General features: G+C 53.4%; 15 protein-coding genes, 6 tRNA genes and 3 rRNA genes. 22 read left to right on the top strand and 2 right to left on the bottom strand.

What is annotated here, in order from left to right; all coding sequences use genetic code 11:
• Window positions 1–2 precede the first annotated feature (2 nt).
• The gene (argC, locus tag AB4P92_RS18755) at window positions 3–1,037 is read left to right on the top strand and encodes an N-acetyl-gamma-glutamyl-phosphate reductase (protein ID WP_042561359.1); all 1,035 of its coding nucleotides are present in this window, start codon (window positions 3–5) and stop codon (window positions 1,035–1,037) included.
• A gap of 168 nt (window positions 1,038–1,205) precedes the next feature.
• The gene (erpA, locus tag AB4P92_RS18760; RefSeq protein ID WP_042561358.1) at window positions 1,206–1,556 is read left to right on the top strand and encodes an iron-sulfur cluster insertion protein ErpA; all 351 of its coding nucleotides are present in this window, start codon (window positions 1,206–1,208) and stop codon (window positions 1,554–1,556) included.
• 76 nt (window positions 1,557–1,632) lie between these two features.
• Here erpA and AB4P92_RS18765 read toward each other — a convergent pair whose 3' ends face one another.
• Together AB4P92_RS18765 and AB4P92_RS18770 are read right to left on the bottom strand one after the other, a co-directional pair.
• Window positions 1,633–2,724, bottom strand: coding sequence for an anhydro-N-acetylmuramic acid kinase (locus AB4P92_RS18765; RefSeq protein WP_042561357.1), 1,092 nt, complete (start codon window positions 2,722–2,724; stop codon window positions 1,633–1,635).
• Window positions 2,725–2,727: 3 nt separating this feature from the next.
• On the bottom strand, window positions 2,728–4,152 hold the full coding sequence (locus AB4P92_RS18770) for a peptidoglycan DD-metalloendopeptidase family protein (RefSeq protein ID WP_047303743.1): 1,425 nt from the start codon (window positions 4,150–4,152) through the stop codon (window positions 2,728–2,730).
• A gap of 212 nt (window positions 4,153–4,364) precedes the next feature.
• Here AB4P92_RS18770 and tyrS point away from each other — a divergent pair, with 212 nt between their 5' ends.
• The 20 genes from tyrS (at window position 4,365) to rplL (ending at window position 18,798) form a co-directional block, all read left to right on the top strand.
• The gene (gene tyrS / locus AB4P92_RS18775; protein ID WP_395597999.1) at window positions 4,365–5,564 is read left to right on the top strand and encodes a tyrosine--tRNA ligase; all 1,200 of its coding nucleotides are present in this window, start codon (window positions 4,365–4,367) and stop codon (window positions 5,562–5,564) included.
• Window positions 5,565–6,117: 553 nt separating this feature from the next.
• Window positions 6,118–7,654: ribosomal RNA gene (locus AB4P92_RS18780) — 16S ribosomal RNA — on the top strand.
• A gap of 123 nt (window positions 7,655–7,777) precedes the next feature.
• Window positions 7,778–7,854, top strand: a tRNA-Ile gene (locus AB4P92_RS18785).
• Window positions 7,855–7,864: 10 nt separating this feature from the next.
• Window positions 7,865–7,940, top strand: a tRNA-Ala gene (locus AB4P92_RS18790).
• Between the two features lie 241 nt (window positions 7,941–8,181).
• A 23S ribosomal RNA gene (locus AB4P92_RS18795) occupies window positions 8,182–11,075 on the top strand.
• Window positions 11,076–11,231: 156 nt separating this feature from the next.
• A 5S ribosomal RNA gene (rrf, locus tag AB4P92_RS18800) occupies window positions 11,232–11,347 on the top strand.
• The 16S, 23S and 5S rRNA genes sit together here with 2 tRNA genes alongside, the layout of an rRNA operon.
• Before the next feature lie 132 nt (window positions 11,348–11,479).
• On the top strand, window positions 11,480–12,433 hold the full coding sequence (gene birA / locus AB4P92_RS18805) for a bifunctional biotin--[acetyl-CoA-carboxylase] ligase/biotin operon repressor BirA (protein WP_115146449.1): 954 nt from the start codon (window positions 11,480–11,482) through the stop codon (window positions 12,431–12,433).
• Complete coding sequence (locus AB4P92_RS18810) at window positions 12,423–13,172, top strand: pantothenate kinase (protein ID WP_261736539.1); 750 nt, start codon at window positions 12,423–12,425, stop codon at window positions 13,170–13,172. Before birA ends, AB4P92_RS18810 begins: the two co-directional genes overlap by 11 nt.
• 7 nt (window positions 13,173–13,179) lie before the next feature.
• Window positions 13,180–13,617, top strand: coding sequence for a hypothetical protein (locus AB4P92_RS18815; RefSeq protein ID WP_261736540.1), 438 nt, complete (start codon window positions 13,180–13,182; stop codon window positions 13,615–13,617).
• Window positions 13,618–13,761: 144 nt separating this feature from the next.
• Window positions 13,762–13,846: transfer RNA gene (locus tag AB4P92_RS18820), tRNA-Tyr, on the top strand.
• A 25-nt stretch (window positions 13,847–13,871) separates the two neighbouring features.
• A tRNA-Gly gene (locus AB4P92_RS18825) sits at window positions 13,872–13,945 on the top strand.
• 26 nt (window positions 13,946–13,971) lie between these two features.
• Window positions 13,972–14,047, top strand: a tRNA-Thr gene (locus AB4P92_RS18830).
• Window positions 14,048–14,131: 84 nt separating this feature from the next.
• Window positions 14,132–15,325 (top strand): elongation factor Tu, encoded by a 1,194-nt coding sequence (tuf, locus tag AB4P92_RS18835; RefSeq protein WP_042561351.1) that lies wholly within the window; start codon window positions 14,132–14,134, stop codon window positions 15,323–15,325.
• A 53-nt stretch (window positions 15,326–15,378) separates the two neighbouring features.
• A tRNA-Trp gene (locus AB4P92_RS18840) sits at window positions 15,379–15,454 on the top strand.
• Between the two features lie 45 nt (window positions 15,455–15,499).
• Window positions 15,500–15,868: a preprotein translocase subunit SecE gene (secE, locus tag AB4P92_RS18845; RefSeq protein WP_395598000.1), complete on the top strand. Its 369-nt coding sequence runs from the start codon at window positions 15,500–15,502 to the stop codon at window positions 15,866–15,868.
• Window positions 15,869–15,877: 9 nt separating this feature from the next.
• Window positions 15,878–16,411: a transcription termination/antitermination protein NusG gene (gene nusG / locus AB4P92_RS18850; RefSeq protein ID WP_007916492.1), complete on the top strand. Its 534-nt coding sequence runs from the start codon at window positions 15,878–15,880 to the stop codon at window positions 16,409–16,411.
• A 117-nt stretch (window positions 16,412–16,528) separates the two neighbouring features.
• Entirely contained in the window at window positions 16,529–16,960 is a 432-nt protein-coding gene (gene rplK, locus AB4P92_RS18855; RefSeq protein WP_042561349.1) for a 50S ribosomal protein L11, read from the top strand.
• A complete protein-coding gene (rplA, locus tag AB4P92_RS18860) occupies window positions 16,960–17,655 on the top strand; it encodes a 50S ribosomal protein L1 (RefSeq protein ID WP_042561348.1) in 696 nt (231 codons plus the stop codon). Before rplK ends, rplA begins: the two co-directional genes overlap by 1 nt.
• A gap of 198 nt (window positions 17,656–17,853) precedes the next feature.
• Window positions 17,854–18,354, top strand: a complete 501-nt coding sequence (rplJ, locus tag AB4P92_RS18865; protein ID WP_007916479.1) for a 50S ribosomal protein L10 — start codon at window positions 17,854–17,856, stop codon at window positions 18,352–18,354.
• 78 nt (window positions 18,355–18,432) lie between these two features.
• Window positions 18,433–18,798, top strand: a complete 366-nt coding sequence (gene rplL / locus AB4P92_RS18870; protein ID WP_042561347.1) for a 50S ribosomal protein L7/L12 — start codon at window positions 18,433–18,435, stop codon at window positions 18,796–18,798.
• Window positions 18,799–18,976: the final 178 nt, after the last annotated feature.

The raw sequence follows: 18,976 nt of genomic DNA on the forward strand, positions 1-18,976 counted from the left end.
TTATGGTCAAGGTCGGTATCGTCGGCGGCACGGGTTACACCGGTGTCGAACTGCTGCGTCTGTTGGCACAGCATCCGCAGGCAGAAGTGGCAGTCATCACTTCCCGATCCGAGGCCGGTCTGGCCGTGGCTGATATGTACCCGAACCTGCGCGGTCATTACGACGGCCTGGCCTTCAGCGTGCCGGACATCAAAACCCTCGGCGCTTGCGACGTGGTGTTCTTCGCCACGCCGCACGGTGTCGCTCACGCTCTGGCAGGTGAGCTGCTGGCGGCAGGCACGAAGGTCATTGATCTGTCGGCAGACTTCCGTCTGCAAGACGCTGAGGAGTGGGCCAAGTGGTACGGCCAGCCGCACGGTGCACCAGAGTTGCTGGATGAGGCGGTCTACGGTCTGCCGGAAGTCAATCGTGAGCAAATCAGGAAAGCCCGTTTGATCGCCGTGCCGGGGTGCTATCCGACCGCTACGCAATTGGGTTTTCTGCCGCTGCTTGAAGCCGGTCTGGCCGACACCTCGCGTCTGATTGCCGACTGCAAATCCGGTGTCAGCGGTGCCGGTCGCGGCGCGGCTGTAGGTTCTTTGTACTCCGAGACGTCGGAAAGCATGAAGGCTTATGCGGTGAAAGGTCACCGTCATCTGCCGGAAATTCGCCAGGGTCTGCGTCGTGCAGCGGGCAAGGATGTTGGTCTGACCTTCGTGCCGCACCTGACTCCGATGATCCGTGGTATTCACTCCACGCTGTACGCGACGGTAGTCGATCGCTCGGTTGATCTTCAGGCGCTGTTTGAAAAGCGTTACGCCAACGAGCCGTTCGTTGATGTCATGCCGGCTGGCAGTCATCCGGAAACCCGTAGCGTGCGTGGCGCGAACGTCTGTCGCATCGCAGTTCACCGTCCACAGGATGGCGATCTGGTGGTGGTGTTGTCGGTGATCGACAATCTGGTCAAAGGCGCCTCGGGGCAGGCGGTGCAGAACATGAACATTCTGTTCGGGCTGGATGAGCGTTTCGGGTTGTCTCACGCCGGTATGCTGCCGTAACACTTTAACTCGCACAGCAAAAAGGCCCGTTCAACGGGCCTTTTTGCATTCTGAACAGCTCGTCGGGTTTATTGATATACCGTAACAATAGTTGACCGATTTTCTCGGACAAGCGGATAATGCGCGTCATCACGCATTATGGCGGCGTAACGCCGGGAGATAGTCAGCATGAGCGTCGAATCCTTCACCCCCACGGCTTTGCAATTCACCCAAGGTGCTGCGCACAAGGTGAAGAGCCTGGTCGATGAAGAGGGGAATGATCGCTTGAAGCTGCGCGTATTTGTTACGGGCGGCGGTTGTTCAGGGTTTCAATACGGTTTCACCTTCGATGAAGATGTTGCCGAGGACGACACCATTGTCGAGCGCGAAGGCGTAAGTCTGGTGGTTGATCCGATGAGTTTCCAGTACCTGGCCGGTGCGGAGGTGGACTACCAGGAAGGTCTGGAAGGTTCGCGCTTCGTGATCAAGAACCCGAATGCTTCCACGACGTGTGGTTGCGGCTCGTCGTTTTCGATCTGATCGCACTTCGCTGCAGACAATAAAACGCCGCAGAGCCTTACGGTTCTGCGGCGTTTTTTATTGGCCGGCGATCTACTCAGTTGGGGTAGATCGCGCCGAGTACACGCAGGCCTTTGGCGCCGGTGACGCTCGGGCGGTTGGTGGCGATGCCTTCGAGGCAGCAATGAGCCAGCCAGGCGAAAGCCATGGCTTCTACCCAGTCAGGATCTACACCGTGAGTGGCAGTGCTGGCGACTTTCGTGTTTGGCAGCAACTCGGCAAGACGATTCATCAGTGCCGCGTTGTGCGCGCCGCCACCGCAGACCAACAGTTCGCGGGTATTCGATTGAGCGCTTTTCAGCGACTCAATGATGGTCAGCGCAGTCAGTTCGAGTAACGTTGCCTGTACGTTTTCAGCTGGGTACGCCTGCAGGCTTGCAAGGTGTCGTTCCAGCCAAGGCAGGTTGAACACTTCCCGGCCGGTGCTTTTCGGGCCTTTGGTCACGAAGAACGGATCGCTGAGCAATGCTTTCAGCAGCGCTGGTTCAGCGGTACCGGAGGCAGCCCAATCGCCGTTACGGTCATAATTCTCGCCACGCTGCTGCTGAATCCAAGCGTCCATCAGCACATTCCCAGGCCCGCAGTCGAAACCGGCTACAGGCTTGGTCGGCTCAATCAGACTCAGATTGCTGAAACCGCCGACATTCAAGACCGCCTGATTACCGCTACGCTCTTCGAACAAAGCTTCATGGAAGGCCGGTACCAGAGGCGCACCTTGACCGCCGGCAGCGACATCGCGGCTGCGGAAGTCACTGACCACCGTGATACCCGTCAGCTCTGTCAGCAGGGCAGGGTTACCAATCTGTACGGTAAAACCGCGCGCTGGCTCGTGGCGAATAGTCTGGCCATGGCTGCCGATCGCACGGATAGCTTCAGGTTTGAGCTGTTGCTGGCTGAGGAGGGCATCGATGCCCTGTGCCGCGAGCCTTACCCACTCTTGCTGGGCAATCGCCGAGCGAGCGATCTCGTCGGGGCCGCTTGCGCACAAGCCAAGCAGCTCGGCGCGCAGGGACTCAGGCATGGGAATGTAGTGCGTGGCGATCAGTTTGATCGCCGAGGTTTGCTCGATCAGGGCGATGTCCAGCCCGTCGAGACTGGTTCCGGACATCACCCCGATATAGAGAGCCATGGCTTATCGCTTGCTCGAAGCCAGCATGGTGGCCTTCTCTTGGTCCATACGTGCCATCAGTGGTTTGCTCTGCGCCAGGAAGCGGGCGCGTTCGGCTTTGGCGATTGGATCGGCCATTGGCAGCTTCTGGCCCAGTGGATCGACGTGAACGCCATTGACCTGGAACTCATAGTGCAAGTGCGGGCCGGTCGACAGGCCTGTCGTGCCGATGTAACCGATCACTTGGCCTTGTTTGACACTGCCGCCGGTCTTCACACCTTTGGCGAAGCCTTGCATGTGGCCGTAAAGCGTACGGTAAGTATTGCCGTGTTGAATGATAACAGTGTTGCCGTAGCCTCCGCGGCGGCCGGCCAGCAGCACTTTACCGTCACCGGCAGCCTTGATCGGCGTGCCGCGCGGGGCTGCGTAGTCGACGCCTTTGTGGGCGCGGATCTTGTTCAGGATCGGGTGCTTGCGGCCCATGGAGAACTTGGAGCTGATGCGGGCGAAGTCCACCGGAGTGCGGATGAACGCTTTGCGCATGCTGTTGCCATCGGCGGTGTAGTAGCTGCTATTACCCTGTTTGTTGGTGTAGCGCACAGCGGTGTAGGTCTTGCCGCGGTTAGTGAAGCGCGCTGACAGGATGGGGCCGGTGCCGACAGCCTTGCCGTTAACCACTTTCTGTTCGTAGATCACATCGAATTCATCACCCTGGCGAATGTCCTGAGCGAAGTCGACGTCGTAGCCGAAGACACTGGCCATATCCATGGTCATGCTATGGGAAAGCCCGGCGCGAGCGGCGGATTGCGATAGCGAACTGTTGATTACACCGTGAGCGTAGGCGGTGCGAACGATAGGTTTTGTAGTAACCCGGTTGAAGGCGAAGCCCTTGTCATTCTTGGTCAGGGTGATGGTTTCAACGTCGCTGACTTTGCTGTGCAGGCTTGTCAGTTGACCTTCAGGGGTGAGTTCGAACTCGAGTTTCTGGCCGCGCTTGAGCTGGCTGAACTGTTTGGCTTGTTTGTCGCTGGCCAGAACTTCATGCACGGCGGTTGCAGGCAAACCGACCTTTTCGAACAGGGTCGATAGCGTATCGCCTTTTGCAACAACTACTTCTCGATGCCCAGGGGCATTAGGTTTTTCAGCGATCGGAGCCGGGGCGGGCGCGGCTTCAGCGGTTTGCGGAGTGTTTTCTTCACTGTTTTCGATTTGGGCGAACGGCGAGGCTACAGGCTCATTTGTGGCTTGAGCGGCGTCTGCAGCGTCTTGATCTTGTGTCAGTTGTTCAGCAGGACTTTCCAGTTCAAGGCTCAGGGTTGTCTTTTTGGCTTCTACATCACTGGAGGGAAATACCAGGAGCGCCAGGCTGAGAAGGGCGGCGATTCCACTTGCAGCGAGCAGGTGGGTCTTCGGGTAAAGCGGTGGCGCTTTAGACGGTTCGGTGGTCATAGGTAATTTTGACTTTGAAAAGTAATGAATTGGAAAAGATGAATGACATGATGAAGATGAAATAACTGTATAAAATATAACCAAATCATCTCTGAAGCAAGTCTACAGACATCGCGTCTGTGGATTGGTGTCCGTGCGCCGGGCAAAACTTGTAATTGGTGCGCGATCTTGTATGGTTGGTTCCCTTTGAATCTGAGCCTTGCGGGTCTGTTATGAAGTCGGTTGAAGAGCAGCTAGCGCTGATTAAACGTGGTGCGGAAGAACTGTTGGTCGAGTCCGAGCTGATCGAGAAGCTCAAGCGCGGCCAACCGCTGCGTATCAAGGCTGGTTTTGATCCAACCGCTCCGGATCTGCACTTGGGTCATACCGTGCTTATTAATAAGCTGCGTCAGTTCCAGGAGCTGGGGCATCAGGTGATCTTCCTTATAGGGGACTTCACCGGGATGATCGGTGATCCGAGCGGCAAGAGTGCCACTCGTCCGCCGTTGACTCGTGAGCAGGTCCTGGAAAACGCCGAGACGTATAAAACTCAGGTGTTCAAGATTCTCGATCCGGCGAAAACCGAAGTTGCTTTCAACTCCACCTGGATGGATCAGATGGGTCCGGCGGATTTCATTCGTCTGACTTCGCAGTACACCGTCGCGCGCATGCTTGAGCGCGATGACTTCGACAAGCGTTACACCACCAACCAGCCAATCGCTATTCACGAGTTTCTCTATCCGCTGGTTCAGGGATATGACTCGGTCGCTCTGCGTGCGGACGTCGAGTTGGGCGGTACCGATCAGAAGTTCAACTTGCTGATGGGGCGTGAGTTGCAGCGTGGTTATGGTCAGGAAGCTCAGTGCATTCTGACGATGCCTCTGCTAGAAGGTCTCGATGGCGTGAAGAAGATGTCCAAGTCGTTGGGCAACTACGTCGGCATTCAAGAGGCGCCGGGCGTCATGTACAGCAAGCTCGTATCGATTCCGGATGCGCTGATGTGGCGTTACTTCGAATTGCTCAGCTTCCGCTCGATGGACGAGATCAATGCGTTGCGTGCTGATGTAGAAGCAGGCGCCAATCCGCGTGATGTGAAAATCAAGCTGGCTGAAGAGATCGTTGCTCGCTTCCATGGCGAAGAGGCTGCAGCGAACGCTCACCGCGCGGCGGGTAATCGTATGAAGGATGGCGAGCTCCCGGATGATCTGCCGGAGATCGAGCTGGCTTCTGCTGAAGATATGCCGATTGCCGCCGTCCTTAATAAGGCAGGTCTGGTGAAGAACTCGGCAGCGGCGCGTGATCTTCTGGCGTCCGGCGGTGTGCGTATAGATGGTGAGGTCGTTGATCGCTCCTTTATATATGCAGTGGGTGCGACTCACGTTTGCCAAGCTGGCAAGAAGGCTTTTGCGCGTATCACGCTGAAATCTCAATAAAGTCGAAATTAGCGGTTGACGGCAGATTCCAGACGTCTATAATTCGCCCCACTTCCGGCGCAGTCGAAACGGAAAACTCCTTGAGATTCAATGAGTTAAGTAGGTTTCGAGAGTGGGTCGCTTCAGTTCATCGAAGCCTGGAAGGAGTTGAAAGAGCGGTGATGTTTGGCTCTTTTAACGGTTCGATCTTCTCGGTCGAAAGCGGAGAAAAAGAGGTGTTGACAACAGCGAGTAACGCTGTAGAATTCGCCTCCCGCTAACGAGAGATCGGAAGCGCAAGTGGTTGAAGTTGTTGAAGAATTCTTCGAAAACTTCTGAAAATAATCACTTGACAGCAAATGAGGCTGCTGTAGAATGCGCGCCTCGGTTGAGACGAAAGATCTTAACCAACCGCTCTTTAACAACTGAATCAAGCAATTCGTGTGGGTGCTTGTGGAGTCAGACTGATAGTCAACAAGATTATCAGCATCACAAGTTACTCCGCGAGAAATCAAAGATGTAACCAACGATTGCTGAGCCAAGTTTAGGGTTTCTTAAAAACCCAAAGATGTTTGAACTGAAGAGTTTGATCATGGCTCAGATTGAACGCTGGCGGCAGGCCTAACACATGCAAGTCGAGCGGATGACAGGAGCTTGCTCCTGAATTCAGCGGCGGACGGGTGAGTAATGCCTAGGAATCTGCCTGGTAGTGGGGGACAACGTTTCGAAAGGAACGCTAATACCGCATACGTCCTACGGGAGAAAGCAGGGGACCTTCGGGCCTTGCGCTATCAGATGAGCCTAGGTCGGATTAGCTAGTTGGTGAGGTAATGGCTCACCAAGGCGACGATCCGTAACTGGTCTGAGAGGATGATCAGTCACACTGGAACTGAGACACGGTCCAGACTCCTACGGGAGGCAGCAGTGGGGAATATTGGACAATGGGCGAAAGCCTGATCCAGCCATGCCGCGTGTGTGAAGAAGGTCTTCGGATTGTAAAGCACTTTAAGTTGGGAGGAAGGGCATTAACCTAATACGTTAGTGTTTTGACGTTACCGACAGAATAAGCACCGGCTAACTCTGTGCCAGCAGCCGCGGTAATACAGAGGGTGCAAGCGTTAATCGGAATTACTGGGCGTAAAGCGCGCGTAGGTGGTTTGTTAAGTTGGATGTGAAATCCCCGGGCTCAACCTGGGAACTGCATTCAAAACTGACAAGCTAGAGTATGGTAGAGGGTGGTGGAATTTCCTGTGTAGCGGTGAAATGCGTAGATATAGGAAGGAACACCAGTGGCGAAGGCGACCACCTGGACTGATACTGACACTGAGGTGCGAAAGCGTGGGGAGCAAACAGGATTAGATACCCTGGTAGTCCACGCCGTAAACGATGTCAACTAGCCGTTGGGAGCCTTGAGCTCTTAGTGGCGCAGCTAACGCATTAAGTTGACCGCCTGGGGAGTACGGCCGCAAGGTTAAAACTCAAATGAATTGACGGGGGCCCGCACAAGCGGTGGAGCATGTGGTTTAATTCGAAGCAACGCGAAGAACCTTACCAGGCCTTGACATCCAATGAACTTTCCAGAGATGGATTGGTGCCTTCGGGAACATTGAGACAGGTGCTGCATGGCTGTCGTCAGCTCGTGTCGTGAGATGTTGGGTTAAGTCCCGTAACGAGCGCAACCCTTGTCCTTAGTTACCAGCACGTAATGGTGGGCACTCTAAGGAGACTGCCGGTGACAAACCGGAGGAAGGTGGGGATGACGTCAAGTCATCATGGCCCTTACGGCCTGGGCTACACACGTGCTACAATGGTCGGTACAAAGGGTTGCCAAGCCGCGAGGTGGAGCTAATCCCATAAAACCGATCGTAGTCCGGATCGCAGTCTGCAACTCGACTGCGTGAAGTCGGAATCGCTAGTAATCGTGAATCAGAATGTCACGGTGAATACGTTCCCGGGCCTTGTACACACCGCCCGTCACACCATGGGAGTGGGTTGCACCAGAAGTAGCTAGTCTAACCTTCGGGGGGACGGTTACCACGGTGTGATTCATGACTGGGGTGAAGTCGTAACAAGGTAGCCGTAGGGGAACCTGCGGCTGGATCACCTCCTTAATCGACGACATCAGCTGCTCCATGAGCTCCCACACGAATTGCTTGATTCATTGAAGAAGACGATAGAAGCAGCTTTAAGCTCCAAGCTGATAGCTCTGAGCTAACAGTTACAAGCTCGAAATTGGGTCTGTAGCTCAGTTGGTTAGAGCGCACCCCTGATAAGGGTGAGGTCGGCAGTTCGAATCTGCCCAGACCCACCAATTTTGTTATGGGGCCATAGCTCAGCTGGGAGAGCGCCTGCCTTGCACGCAGGAGGTCAGCGGTTCGATCCCGCTTGGCTCCACCATAAACTGCTTCGAAAGTTTGAGAGTTTAGAAATGAATATTCGCACTGAATATTGATTTCTAGTCTTTTGATTAGATCGTTCTTTAAAAATTTGGGTATGTGATAGAAAGATAGACTGAACGTTACTTTCACTGGTAACGGATCAGGCTAAGGTAAAATTTGTGAGTTACTCTGAATTGAGTATTATCGAATTTTCGGCGAATGTCGTCTTCACAGTATAACCAGATTGCTTGGGGTTATATGGTCAAGTGAAGAAGCGCATACGGTGGATGCCTTGGCAGTCAGAGGCGATGAAAGACGTGGTAGCCTGCGAAAAGCTTCGGGGAGTCGGCAAACAGACTTTGATCCGGAGATGTCTGAATGGGGGAACCCAGCCATCATAAGATGGTTATCTTGTACTGAATACATAGGTGCAAGAGGCGAACCAGGGGAACTGAAACATCTAAGTACCCTGAGGAAAAGAAATCAACCGAGATTCCCTTAGTAGTGGCGAGCGAACGGGGACTAGCCCTTAAGTGGCTTTGAGATTAGCGGAACGCTCTGGAAAGTGCGGCCATAGTGGGTGATAGCCCTGTACGCGAAAATCTCTTAGTCATGAAATCGAGTAGGACGGAGCACGAGAAACTTTGTCTGAATATGGGGGGACCATCCTCCAAGGCTAAATACTACTGACTGACCGATAGTGAACTAGTACCGTGAGGGAAAGGCGAAAAGAACCCCGGAGAGGGGAGTGAAATAGATCCTGAAACCGTATGCGTACAAGCAGTGGGAGCAGACTTTGTTCTGTGACTGCGTACCTTTTGTATAATGGGTCAGCGACTTATTTTCAGTGGCGAGCTTAACCGAATAGGGGAGGCGTAGCGAAAGCGAGTCTTAATAGGGCGTCTAGTCGCTGGGAATAGACCCGAAACCGGGCGATCTATCCATGGGCAGGTTGAAGGTTGGGTAACACTAACTGGAGGACCGAACCGACTACCGTTGAAAAGTTAGCGGATGACCTGTGGATCGGAGTGAAAGGCTAATCAAGCTCGGAGATAGCTGGTTCTCCTCGAAAGCTATTTAGGTAGCGCCTCATGTATCACTGTAGGGGGTAGAGCACTGTTTCGGCTAGGGGGTCATCCCGACTTACCAAACCGATGCAAACTCCGAATACCTACAAGTGCCGAGCATGGGAGACACACGGCGGGTGCTAACGTCCGTCGTGAAAAGGGAAACAACCCAGACCGTCAGCTAAGGTCCCAAAGTTATGGTTAAGTGGGAAACGATGTGGGAAGGCTTAGACAGCTAGGAGGTTGGCTTAGAAGCAGCCACCCTTTAAAGAAAGCGTAATAGCTCACTAGTCGAGTCGGCCTGCGCGGAAGATGTAACGGGGCTCAAACCATACACCGAAGCTACGGGTATCATCTTAGGATGATGCGGTAGAGGAGCGTTCTGTAAGCCTGTGAAGGTGAGTTGAGAAGCTTGCTGGAGGTATCAGAAGTGCGAATGCTGACATGAGTAACGACAATGGGTGTGAAAAACACCCACGCCGAAAGACCAAGGTTTCCTGCGCAACGTTAATCGACGCAGGGTTAGTCGGTCCCTAAGGCGAGGCTGAAAAGCGTAGTCGATGGAAAACAGGTTAATATTCCTGTACTTCTGGTTATTGCGATGGAGGGACGGAGAAGGCTAGGCCAGCTTGGCGTTGGTTGTCCAAGTTTAAGGTGGTAGGCTGGAATCTTAGGTAAATCCGGGATTCTAAGGCCGAGAGCTGATGACGAGTGTTCTTTTAGAACACGAAGTGGTTGATGCCATGCTTCCAAGAAAAGCTTCTAAGCTTCAGGTAACCAGGAACCGTACCCCAAACCGACACAGGTGGTTGGGTAGAGAATACCAAGGCGCTTGAGAGAACTCGGGTGAAGGAACTAGGCAAAATGGCACCGTAACTTCGGGAGAAGGTGCGCCGGTGAGGGTGAAGGACTTGCTCCGTAAGCTCATGCCGGTCGAAGATACCAGGCCGCTGCGACTGTTTATTAAAAACACAGCACTCTGCAAACACGAAAGTGGACGTATAGGGTGTGACGCCTGCCCGGTGCCGGAAGGTTAATTGATGGGGTTAGCTAACGCGAAGCTCTTGATCGAAGCCCCGGTAAACGGCGGCCGTAACTATAACGGTCCTAAGGTAGCGAAATTCCTTGTCGGGTAAGTTCCGACCTGCACGAATGGCGTAACGATGGCGGCGCTGTCTCCACCCGAGACTCAGTGAAATTGAAATCGCTGTGAAGATGCAGTGTATCCGCGGCTAGACGGAAAGACCCCGTGAACCTTTACTATAGCTTTGCACTGGACTTTGAATTTGCTTGTGTAGGATAGGTGGGAGGCTTTGAAGCGTGGACGCCAGTTCGCGTGGAGCCAACCTTGAAATACCACCCTGGCAACTTTGAGGTTCTAACTCAGGTCCGTTATCCGGATCGAGGACAGTGTATGGTGGGTAGTTTGACTGGGGCGGTCTCCTCCTAAAGAGTAACGGAGGAGTACGAAGGTGCGCTCAGACCGGTCGGAAATCGGTCGTAGAGTATAAAGGCAAAAGCGCGCTTGACTGCGAGACAGACACGTCGAGCAGGTACGAAAGTAGGTCTTAGTGATCCGGTGGTTCTGTATGGAAGGGCCATCGCTCAACGGATAAAAGGTACTCCGGGGATAACAGGCTGATACCGCCCAAGAGTTCATATCGACGGCGGTGTTTGGCACCTCGATGTCGGCTCATCACATCCTGGGGCTGAAGCCGGTCCCAAGGGTATGGCTGTTCGCCATTTAAAGTGGTACGCGAGCTGGGTTTAGAACGTCGTGAGACAGTTCGGTCCCTATCTGCCGTGGACGTTTGAGATTTGAGAGGGGCTGCTCCTAGTACGAGAGGACCGGAGTGGACGAACCTCTGGTGTTCCGGTTGTCACGCCAGTGGCATTGCCGGGTAGCTATGTTCGGGAAAGATAACCGCTGAAAGCATCTAAGCGGGAAACTTGCCTCAAGATGAGATCTCACTGGAACCTTGAGTTCCCTGAAGGGCCGTCGAAGACTACGACGTTGATAGGTTGGGTGTGTAAGCGCTGTGAGGCGTTGAGCTAACCAATACTAATTGCCCGTGAGGCTTGACCATATAACACCCAAGCAATTTGACTACTCGAAAGAGCATCAGATTGCGGTGTGTGAAGACGAAACGAACCGAAAGTTCGATGTTCACAAACACCGAAAGCTGTCACATACCCAATTTGCTGAAGCGAGGCCATCTGGCCACGACTCAGTACCCGAATTTCTTGACGACCATAGAGCGTTGGAACCACCTGATCCCATCCCGAACTCAGCAGTGAAACGATGCATCGCCGATGGTAGTGTGGGGTTTCCCCATGTGAGAGTAGGTCATCGTCAAGATTAAATTCCGAAACCCCAATTGCGAAAGCAGTTGGGGTTTTGTTTTGCCCGCAGGAAATGTACCTGCTTGATTTCTATGCAACGGCCCGGGGCATAGCTATCATTCGGGCCTCATTGTGAGGCGAGACTTGCATGCTGACGTTGTTGAATCTTCTGAAGGATGGACGGTTTCATTCTGGTCAGGACCTTGGCGCTGCCTTGGGAATTAGTCGAAGTGCGGTATGGAAGCAGCTTCAGCACCTCGAGGCTGAGCTTGGGCTATCCATCCACAAAGTTCGGGGGCGTGGCTATCAGCTATCTGCTCCGCTGATGTTGCTCGATCCTCTTAAAATGGCAGGAATGAAAGCAGTCTGGCCAATCACGGTCCTGGACACTACCGACTCCACTAATGCTGAGGCGTTGCGCGCCATTGGCTTAGGGCAAGAGGCCCCATTTTTGGTGCTTGCCGAGAGGCAGACCTCCGGGCGTGGGCGCAGGGGGCGCAAGTGGGTTAGCCCGTTTGCCGAAAACCTTTATTTCAGTCTTGTTCTGCGGATTGATGGAGGTATGCGCCAGCTTGAGGGGCTCAGCCTTGTCGTTGGGCTGGCAGTCTTGCAAACCCTACGAAAGCTGGGTGTGACTGGCGCTGGTTTGAAGTGGCCCAATGATGTTCTGGTTGGCAATAAGAAGATTGCCGGCATCCTGTTAGAACTGGTTGGAGATCCGGCGGATGTCTGTCACGTGGTTCTAGGTATAGGCGTTAACGTGAATATGCAGGTTGCAGAAGAGGTTGATCAGCAATGGACGTCCATGCGGCTTGAGACCGGTAAAAGCTGTGATCGCAATATTCTAGTGGCCGAGTTGGGCGAGCAATTGCTGGCATACATACAGCGTCAACAAATAGATGGTTTCTCGGTTCTTCAGGCTGAATGGGAAGAAAATCATTTGTGGCAAGAGCGATCGGTGTCCTTGATTGCTGGTGTCAGTCAAATAGATGGAGTAGTGCTCGGAATTGATAACCAGGGTGCGCTGCGATTAAAGGTGAATGGCGTGGAAAAGGTCTTCAGTGGCGGCGAGCTCAGTCTGAGGTTACGCGATGATTCTTGAGCTCGACTGCGGAAACAGCTTCATAAAGTGGCGAGTGCTAAGTGGTGCTGAGGTTGTGTTGGTCGCGGAGGGAGTGGTTGATTCGGACCTGGCGCTTTGCGAAAGCTTGTGCAAGCTGAGCGGGCTGTCGCTAAGAAGTTGTCGCATGGTGAGTGTTCGTACTGCTGCGGAGACTAGTGCCTTAATTGATATGCTTGAGCGAGACTTCGGTGTTTCAGTTATCTGTGCGAAACCTGCTCGTGAAATGTCAGGTGTTAGAAACGGTTACGAAGATTACGAGCGTCTAGGTCTGGATCGCTGGTTGGCGATGCTGGGTGCTTTCCGTCTGGCTAAAGGTCCATGCCTCGTGTTGGACTTTGGTACGGCAGTGACAGCGGACTTTATCGCGATAGATGGGGATCATCTTGGTGGTTTCATTTGTCCTGGTATGCCGTTGATGCGCAACCAGTTGCGTACCCATACTCGAAAAATTCGCTATGACGATGTCGCTGCTGAGCGTGCGCTGACAAGCCAGGCGCCGGGACGAAGCACTGTTGAGGCTGTAGAGCGCGGATGCTCACTGATGTTGAGGGGGTTCGTGCTTACCCAGTTGGAAATGGCGCGATCCTATTGGGGGGAGGGCTTCACTGTATTTATTACAGGTGGCGACGCAGATCTGGTTGCAGGTGTAGCGCCCGGGGCCAGATTTGTTCCAGATCTTGTATTCGTCGGTTTAGCTGTGGCGTGTCCTTTGTCTTGAGGTATGTATGCGTTGGATGTTCCTGCTGCTTCTTGTTCTCAATATTTTCTATTACGTCTGGCATCAACAGGAAGCGCCATTGCGGGCAAAGGACGTAACGCCGTTGAGTTTGTACAAGGGTTCACAGCAGGATATTCGTCTGCTGAGTGAAGGTGGAAGGGCCCCCAAGGAGAAGTCTGGTCCGCAACGAACTGAAAGTCAGTGCCTTTATGTCGGTGGTTTTGCTCGTCAGGAGATGGTTGCGGTGCTAGGCGAGCGTTTGGCTCAAATGGATATCAAGGCTCAGCCATCGCTTGAGGGGTCTCCTGCAGCGGGTTTCTGGATGCGTATTGCACCTGAAAGCCAGCGTTTGCTGGGGGATGCGCAGTTGCAAAACCTTTCCAACGAATTCAATGAGTTAAAACATAAAATAATGCGGTGTGAGGGGGTTGCACCTGCTGAATAGTTTGAATAGAATGGCGCCCGCTCCGCAGTGAAGACCTTTCAAAGGTTGACGAAGTAGGGCGATGTCAAAGCAGCTAACCTCAGGTTTTTAAATGAGAAATTGCTTGACAAGGGTTTGGCATAGTATACAATGCCGGCCTGATTAGGAGGGGTTCCCGAGCGGCCAAAGGGATCAGACTGTAAATCTGACGTCTACGACTTCGAAGGTTCGAATCCTTCTCCCTCCACCAGATTTTAGCGTGAGCTGCAAGCTCTGCGGGTATAGTTTAGTGGTAGAACCTCAGCCTTCCAAGCTGATGATGCGGGTTCGATTCCCGCTACCCGCTCCAAGTTTGCAGGTTGTGCAAAGTGTTTCGCTCTTGTAGCTCAGTTGGTAGAGCACACCCTTGGTAAGGGTGAGGTCAGCGGTTCAAATCCGCTCAAGAGCTCCATATAACAAGGCAGATATGAAAATATCTGCCTTTGTTTTAATGGCTTTTGTTGTTTGCTTAATTCTTCTGATAGGGGTGATATCGATGGCTAAGGAAAAGTTTGATCGTTCCCTACCGCACGTCAACGTTGGGACCATCGGTCACGTTGACCACGGTAAAACCACTCTGACTGCTGCTCTGACTCGCGTTTGCTCCGAGGTTTTCGGTTCCGCAATCGTTGACTTCGACAAGATCGACAGCGCCCCGGAAGAAAAAGCTCGCGGTATCACCATTAACACCGCGCACGTTGAATACAACTCGCTGATCCGTCACTACGCTCACGTTGACTGCCCAGGTCACGCTGACTATGTGAAGAACATGATCACCGGTGCTGCCCAGATGGACGGCGCAATCCTGGTTTGCTCGGCCGCTGATGGTCCGATGCCACAAACTCGTGAGCACATCCTGCTGTCTCGCCAGGTTGGCGTTCCGTACATCGTGGTTTTCCTGAATAAGGCTGACCTGGTAGACGACGCTGAGTTGCTGGAACTGGTTGAGATGGAAGTTCGCGACCTGCTGTCCACCTATGACTTCCCAGGCGACGACACTCCGATCATCATCGGTTCTGCTCGTATGGCTCTGGAAGGCAAAGACGACAACGAAATGGGCACCACTGCCGTTCGTAAGCTGGTTGAGACTCTGGATACTTATATTCCGGATCCGGTTCGCGTAGTCGACAAGCCGTTCCTGATGCCAATCGAAGACGTATTCTCGATCTCGGGTCGCGGTACTGTTGTGACCGGTCGTATCGAGCGCGGTATCGTTCGCGTTCAGGATCCACTGGAAATCGTTGGTCTGCGTGACACTACTGTCACCACCTGTACCGGTGTTGAAATGTTCCGCAAGCTGCTCGACGAAGGTCGTGCTGGCGAAAACTGCGGCGTGTTGCTGCGCGGCACCAAGCGTGACGACGTAGAGCGTGGCCAGGTTCTGGTTAAGCCAGGTTCGGTTAAGCCACACACCAAGTTTGAAGCGGAAGTTTACGTTCTGAGCAAAGAGGAAGGCGGTCGTCACACTCCGTTCTTCAAAGGCTATCGTCCACAGTTCTACTTCCGGACCACTGACGTGACCGGTAACTGCGAACTGCCGGAAGGCGTTGAAATGGTAATGCCGGGCGACAACATCAAAATGGTTGTCACCCTGATCAAGACCATCGCAATGGAAGACGGTTTGCGTTTCGCCATCCGTGAAGGCGGTCGTACCGTCGGTGCTGGTGTCGTAGCTAAAATCATCGAATAAGCGGTTGTAATGTATTTTTCGGGCCGGCATAATGGTCGGCCTGATTTTGTTTTAGGTCAGTAGCTCAATTGGCAGAGCGACGGTCTCCAAAACCGTAGGTTGGGGGTTCGATTCCCTCCTGACCTGCCAGATTCACTCGGTGTGTCTGGCTTTCTTTTCACAGGATCTTCATAGATGACTCCTAAGGCTGAAGCACAAAGCTCTCGCTTCGATCTGCTCAAGTGGCTTGTAGTAGTCGCTTTGGTAGTTGTAGGCGTTGTTGGCAATCAGTATTACGCTGCTTCGCCGATCCTGTACCGTGTACTGGCTTTGCTTGTCATTGCTGCTGTAGCTGCCTTTGTAGGCCTGCAGACTGCGAAGGGCAGGTCTTTCTTTGTACTGGTTAAGGAAGCTCGTACCGAGATTCGTAAAGTCGTGTGGCCAACTCGCCAAGAAACCACGCAGACCACCCTAATTGTGGTGGCTGTTGTTCTGGTTATGGCGTTGCTGTTGTGGGGGCTTGATTCCCTGCTCGGTTGGCTTGTTTCCTTGATTGTCGGCTAAGGGTGTCCCGTGGCTAAGCGTTGGTACGTTGTGCATGCTTACTCGGGTTACGAGAAGCATGTCATGCGCTCGCTCGTTGAGCGAGTAAAGCTGGCTGGCATGGAAGATGGCTTCGGCGAAATTCTGGTTCCCACTGAAGAAGTGGTTGAAATGCGTAATGGCCAGAAGCGCAAAAGCGAGCGTAAATTCTTTCCAGGCTATGTGCTGGTACAGATGGACATGAACGAGGGTACTTGGCACTTGGTCAAGGATACTCCTCGGGTGATGGGTTTCATCGGCGGTACTGCTGATAAGCCTGCGCCGATTACTGATAAAGAGGCGGAAGCAATTCTGCGTCGTGTTGCTGATGGTAGCGACAAGCCTAAGCCGAAGACTCTCTTCGAGCCAGGTGAAACAGTACGAGTCAACGACGGGCCATTTGCTGATTTCAATGGTGTTGTTGAAGAAGTTAACTACGAAAAGAGCCGGATCCAAGTGGCGGTGCTCATTTTCGGTCGCTCTACTCCGGTAGAGTTGGAGTTCAGTCAGGTCGAAAAGGTCTAGCTGAGCAAGCATCCCAACCCCGCAGCCTTAGGCTGTGGGGTTTTGTCGTCACTGGGATATACGCGCAAGTAACCGGGGAGCCTTTCGAGGCGTTTGAACCCGTAATTGGAGTGCCTCATGGCCAAGAAAATTACCGCTTACATCAAGCTGCAAGTGAAGGCCGCTCAGGCTAACCCAAGCCCACCTGTTGGTCCTGCTCTGGGTCAGCACGGCGTGAACATCATGGAGTTCTGCAAGGCTTTCAACGCCCGTACTCAGGGTATTGAAGCAGGTCTGCCGACTCCAGTGATCATCACTGTCTACAGCGACCGTAGCTTCACTTTCGAAACAAAATCCACCCCTGCTTCGGTTTTGCTGAAGAAGGCGGCCGGTCTGACTAGCGGTTCCGCTCGTCCGAACACCGTTAAGGTTGGCACTGTTACCCGTGCTCAGCTGGAAGAAATCGCGAAAACCAAAAACGCGGATCTGACTGCAGCTGATATGGATGCAGCCGTGCGTACTATCGCCGGTTCTGCTCGTAGCATGGGCCTTAACGTGGAGGGTGTGTAATGGCTAAGCTGACCAAGCGTCAAAAGGCTATCGCCGGCAAAATCGAAGCAGGCAAGGCCTACAATATTGTAGACGCCGCTGCTCTGCTGGCTGAGCTGTCGACTGTCAAGTTCAGCGAGTCGTTCGACGTTGCTGTAAACCTGGGTGTAGACCCGCGTAAATCTGACCAGGTTGTTCGTAGCGCTACTGTGCTGCCACACGGCACTGGCAAGACCGTTCGCGTTGCTGTGTTCACCCAGGGTCCTGCTGCTGAGGCCGCTCTGGCTGCCGGCGCTGACCGTGTAGGTATGGACGACCTGGCTGCCGAAATGAAAGGCGGCGACCTGAACTATGACGTAGTGATCGCATCCCCGGATGCCATGCGCGTTGTAGGTCAGTTGGGTCAGATCCTTGGTCCACGTGGTCTGATGCCTAACCCTAAGGTTGGTACTGTAACTCCAGACGTAGCTACTGCGGTTAAGAACGCAAAAGCTGGTCAGGTTCGTTATCGCACTGACAAAAACGGCATCATTCACACTTCCGTTGGCAAGATGGGCTTCGACGCCGTCAAGCTGAAGGAAAACGTTGAAGCCCTGATCGCTGATCTGAAGCGTATCAAGCCAGCTTCTTCGAAAGGTATCTACGTCAAGCGCGTTACCCTGAGCACCACTATGGGCCCAGGTCTGATCATTGATCAGAGCTCGCTGGACGCGTAAGACAAAAATTGGCGCGGTTATTCGCGCCAGTTGAAAGATTGGGGTCCCTGCCTGGCGGGGGCTATCCAAGACCGTAGGCGACGCAAGTCTTAAACCATAAGCCTACGCAGATGGTGCTCCCGGTTCCTTACCGAATCAGACACCAAAACGACATTCGGTTTCGATCGAGTGAAACGGTAACAAGCAGGAGTTAAACCCGTGGCAATTAATCTCGAAGACAAGAAGGCCATCGTCGCTGAAGTCAACGAGGCTGCCAAAGTCGCTCTGTCCGCTGTCGTGGTTGATGCACGTGGCGTAACAGTAGGCGCAATGACCGGACTCCGTAAAGAGGCTCGTGAAGCTGGCGTTTATGTACGTGTTGTACGTAACACCTTGCTCAAGCGCGCTGTTGCTGACACTGAATACAGTGTTCTCAACGACGTGTTCACCGGCCCGACCTTGATTGCATTCTCCAACGAACATCCTGGCGCTGCTGCCCGTTTGTTCAAGGAATTTGCCAAAGGTCAGGATAAGTTCGAGATCAAGGCAGCTGCGTTCGAGGGCAAGTTCCTCGCGGCTAATCAGATCGACGTGCTGGCAAGCCTGCCGACCCGTGACGAAGCAATTTCTCAGCTGATGAGCGTGATTCAAGGCGCTACCAGCAAATTGGCTCGTACTCTGGCGGCACTTCGCGACCAGAAAGAAGCAGCTGCAGCTTAAGGCTCAGCGTTTCAACTCTCGCGTATTTTTGTTTATTTCGATGGCCTACAGGCTGTCCCCCAATTCAGGAAATAAGTCATGTCTCTGACTAACGAACAAATCATCGACGCAATCGGCGAAAAATCGGTTCTGGAAATCGTTGAGCTGATCAAGGCAATGGAAGAGAAGTTCGGCGTATCCGCTGCCGCTGCTTCTGCTGGTCCAGCTGCCGCTGCCGCTGTTGTTGAAGAGCAAACCGAGTTCAACGTTGTTCTGCTGGAAGCTGGCGAGAAGAAAGTAAACGCCATTAAAGCAGTTCGCGAGCTGACCGGTCTTGGCCTGAAAGAAGCCAAAGAGAAAGTAGACGGCGCTCCTCAGGTTGTTCTGGAAGGCGTTTCGAAAGAAGCTGCTGAAGACGCCAAGAAGAAGCTGGAAGAAGCAGGCGCTAAAGTCGAGCTGAAATAAGCATCGACTTTGCTCCTCCAGCCCGAGCGTCAAGCGACAGGCTGATGGCTGGTGGCTCTTGCCACCGGCCTTTTTCCGTTATTGGCAGCCGACTGGGTCGGTGCTGATAACGTGCTGTAACCACCCGATGTGGTGGAGCAAACCATGGGGTTTGCACGATTTTCTGGCTGCTCCCGTC

The sequence above is a fragment of the Pseudomonas sp. A0308 genome (assembly GCF_044218815.1).
Classification (GTDB): domain Bacteria; phylum Pseudomonadota; class Gammaproteobacteria; order Pseudomonadales; family Pseudomonadaceae; genus Aquipseudomonas; species Aquipseudomonas iridis.

Excerpts from the sequence above, each read along its gene's own strand:
- birA (WP_115146449.1), top strand. The coding sequence starts at position 11,480 with ATGCTGACGTTGTTGAATCTTCTGAAGGATGGACGGTTTCATTCTGGT.
- argC (WP_042561359.1), top strand. The coding sequence starts at position 3 with ATGGTCAAGGTCGGTATCGTCGGCGGCACGGGTTACACCGGTGTCGAA.
- rplL (WP_042561347.1), top strand. The coding sequence starts at position 18,433 with ATGTCTCTGACTAACGAACAAATCATCGACGCAATCGGCGAAAAATCG.
- rplK (WP_042561349.1), top strand. The coding sequence starts at position 16,529 with ATGGCCAAGAAAATTACCGCTTACATCAAGCTGCAAGTGAAGGCCGCT.
- erpA (WP_042561358.1), top strand. The coding sequence starts at position 1,206 with ATGAGCGTCGAATCCTTCACCCCCACGGCTTTGCAATTCACCCAAGGT.
- tyrS (WP_395597999.1), top strand. The coding sequence starts at position 4,365 with ATGAAGTCGGTTGAAGAGCAGCTAGCGCTGATTAAACGTGGTGCGGAA.
- AB4P92_RS18810 (WP_261736539.1), top strand. The coding sequence starts at position 12,423 with ATGATTCTTGAGCTCGACTGCGGAAACAGCTTCATAAAGTGGCGAGTG.
- AB4P92_RS18770 (WP_047303743.1), bottom strand. The coding sequence starts at position 4,152 with ATGACCACCGAACCGTCTAAAGCGCCACCGCTTTACCCGAAGACCCAC.
- secE (WP_395598000.1), top strand. The coding sequence starts at position 15,500 with ATGACTCCTAAGGCTGAAGCACAAAGCTCTCGCTTCGATCTGCTCAAG.
- rplA (WP_042561348.1), top strand. The coding sequence starts at position 16,960 with ATGGCTAAGCTGACCAAGCGTCAAAAGGCTATCGCCGGCAAAATCGAA.
- AB4P92_RS18765 (WP_042561357.1), bottom strand. The coding sequence starts at position 2,724 with ATGGCTCTCTATATCGGGGTGATGTCCGGAACCAGTCTCGACGGGCTG.
- AB4P92_RS18815 (WP_261736540.1), top strand. The coding sequence starts at position 13,180 with ATGCGTTGGATGTTCCTGCTGCTTCTTGTTCTCAATATTTTCTATTAC.
- tuf (WP_042561351.1), top strand. The coding sequence starts at position 14,132 with ATGGCTAAGGAAAAGTTTGATCGTTCCCTACCGCACGTCAACGTTGGG.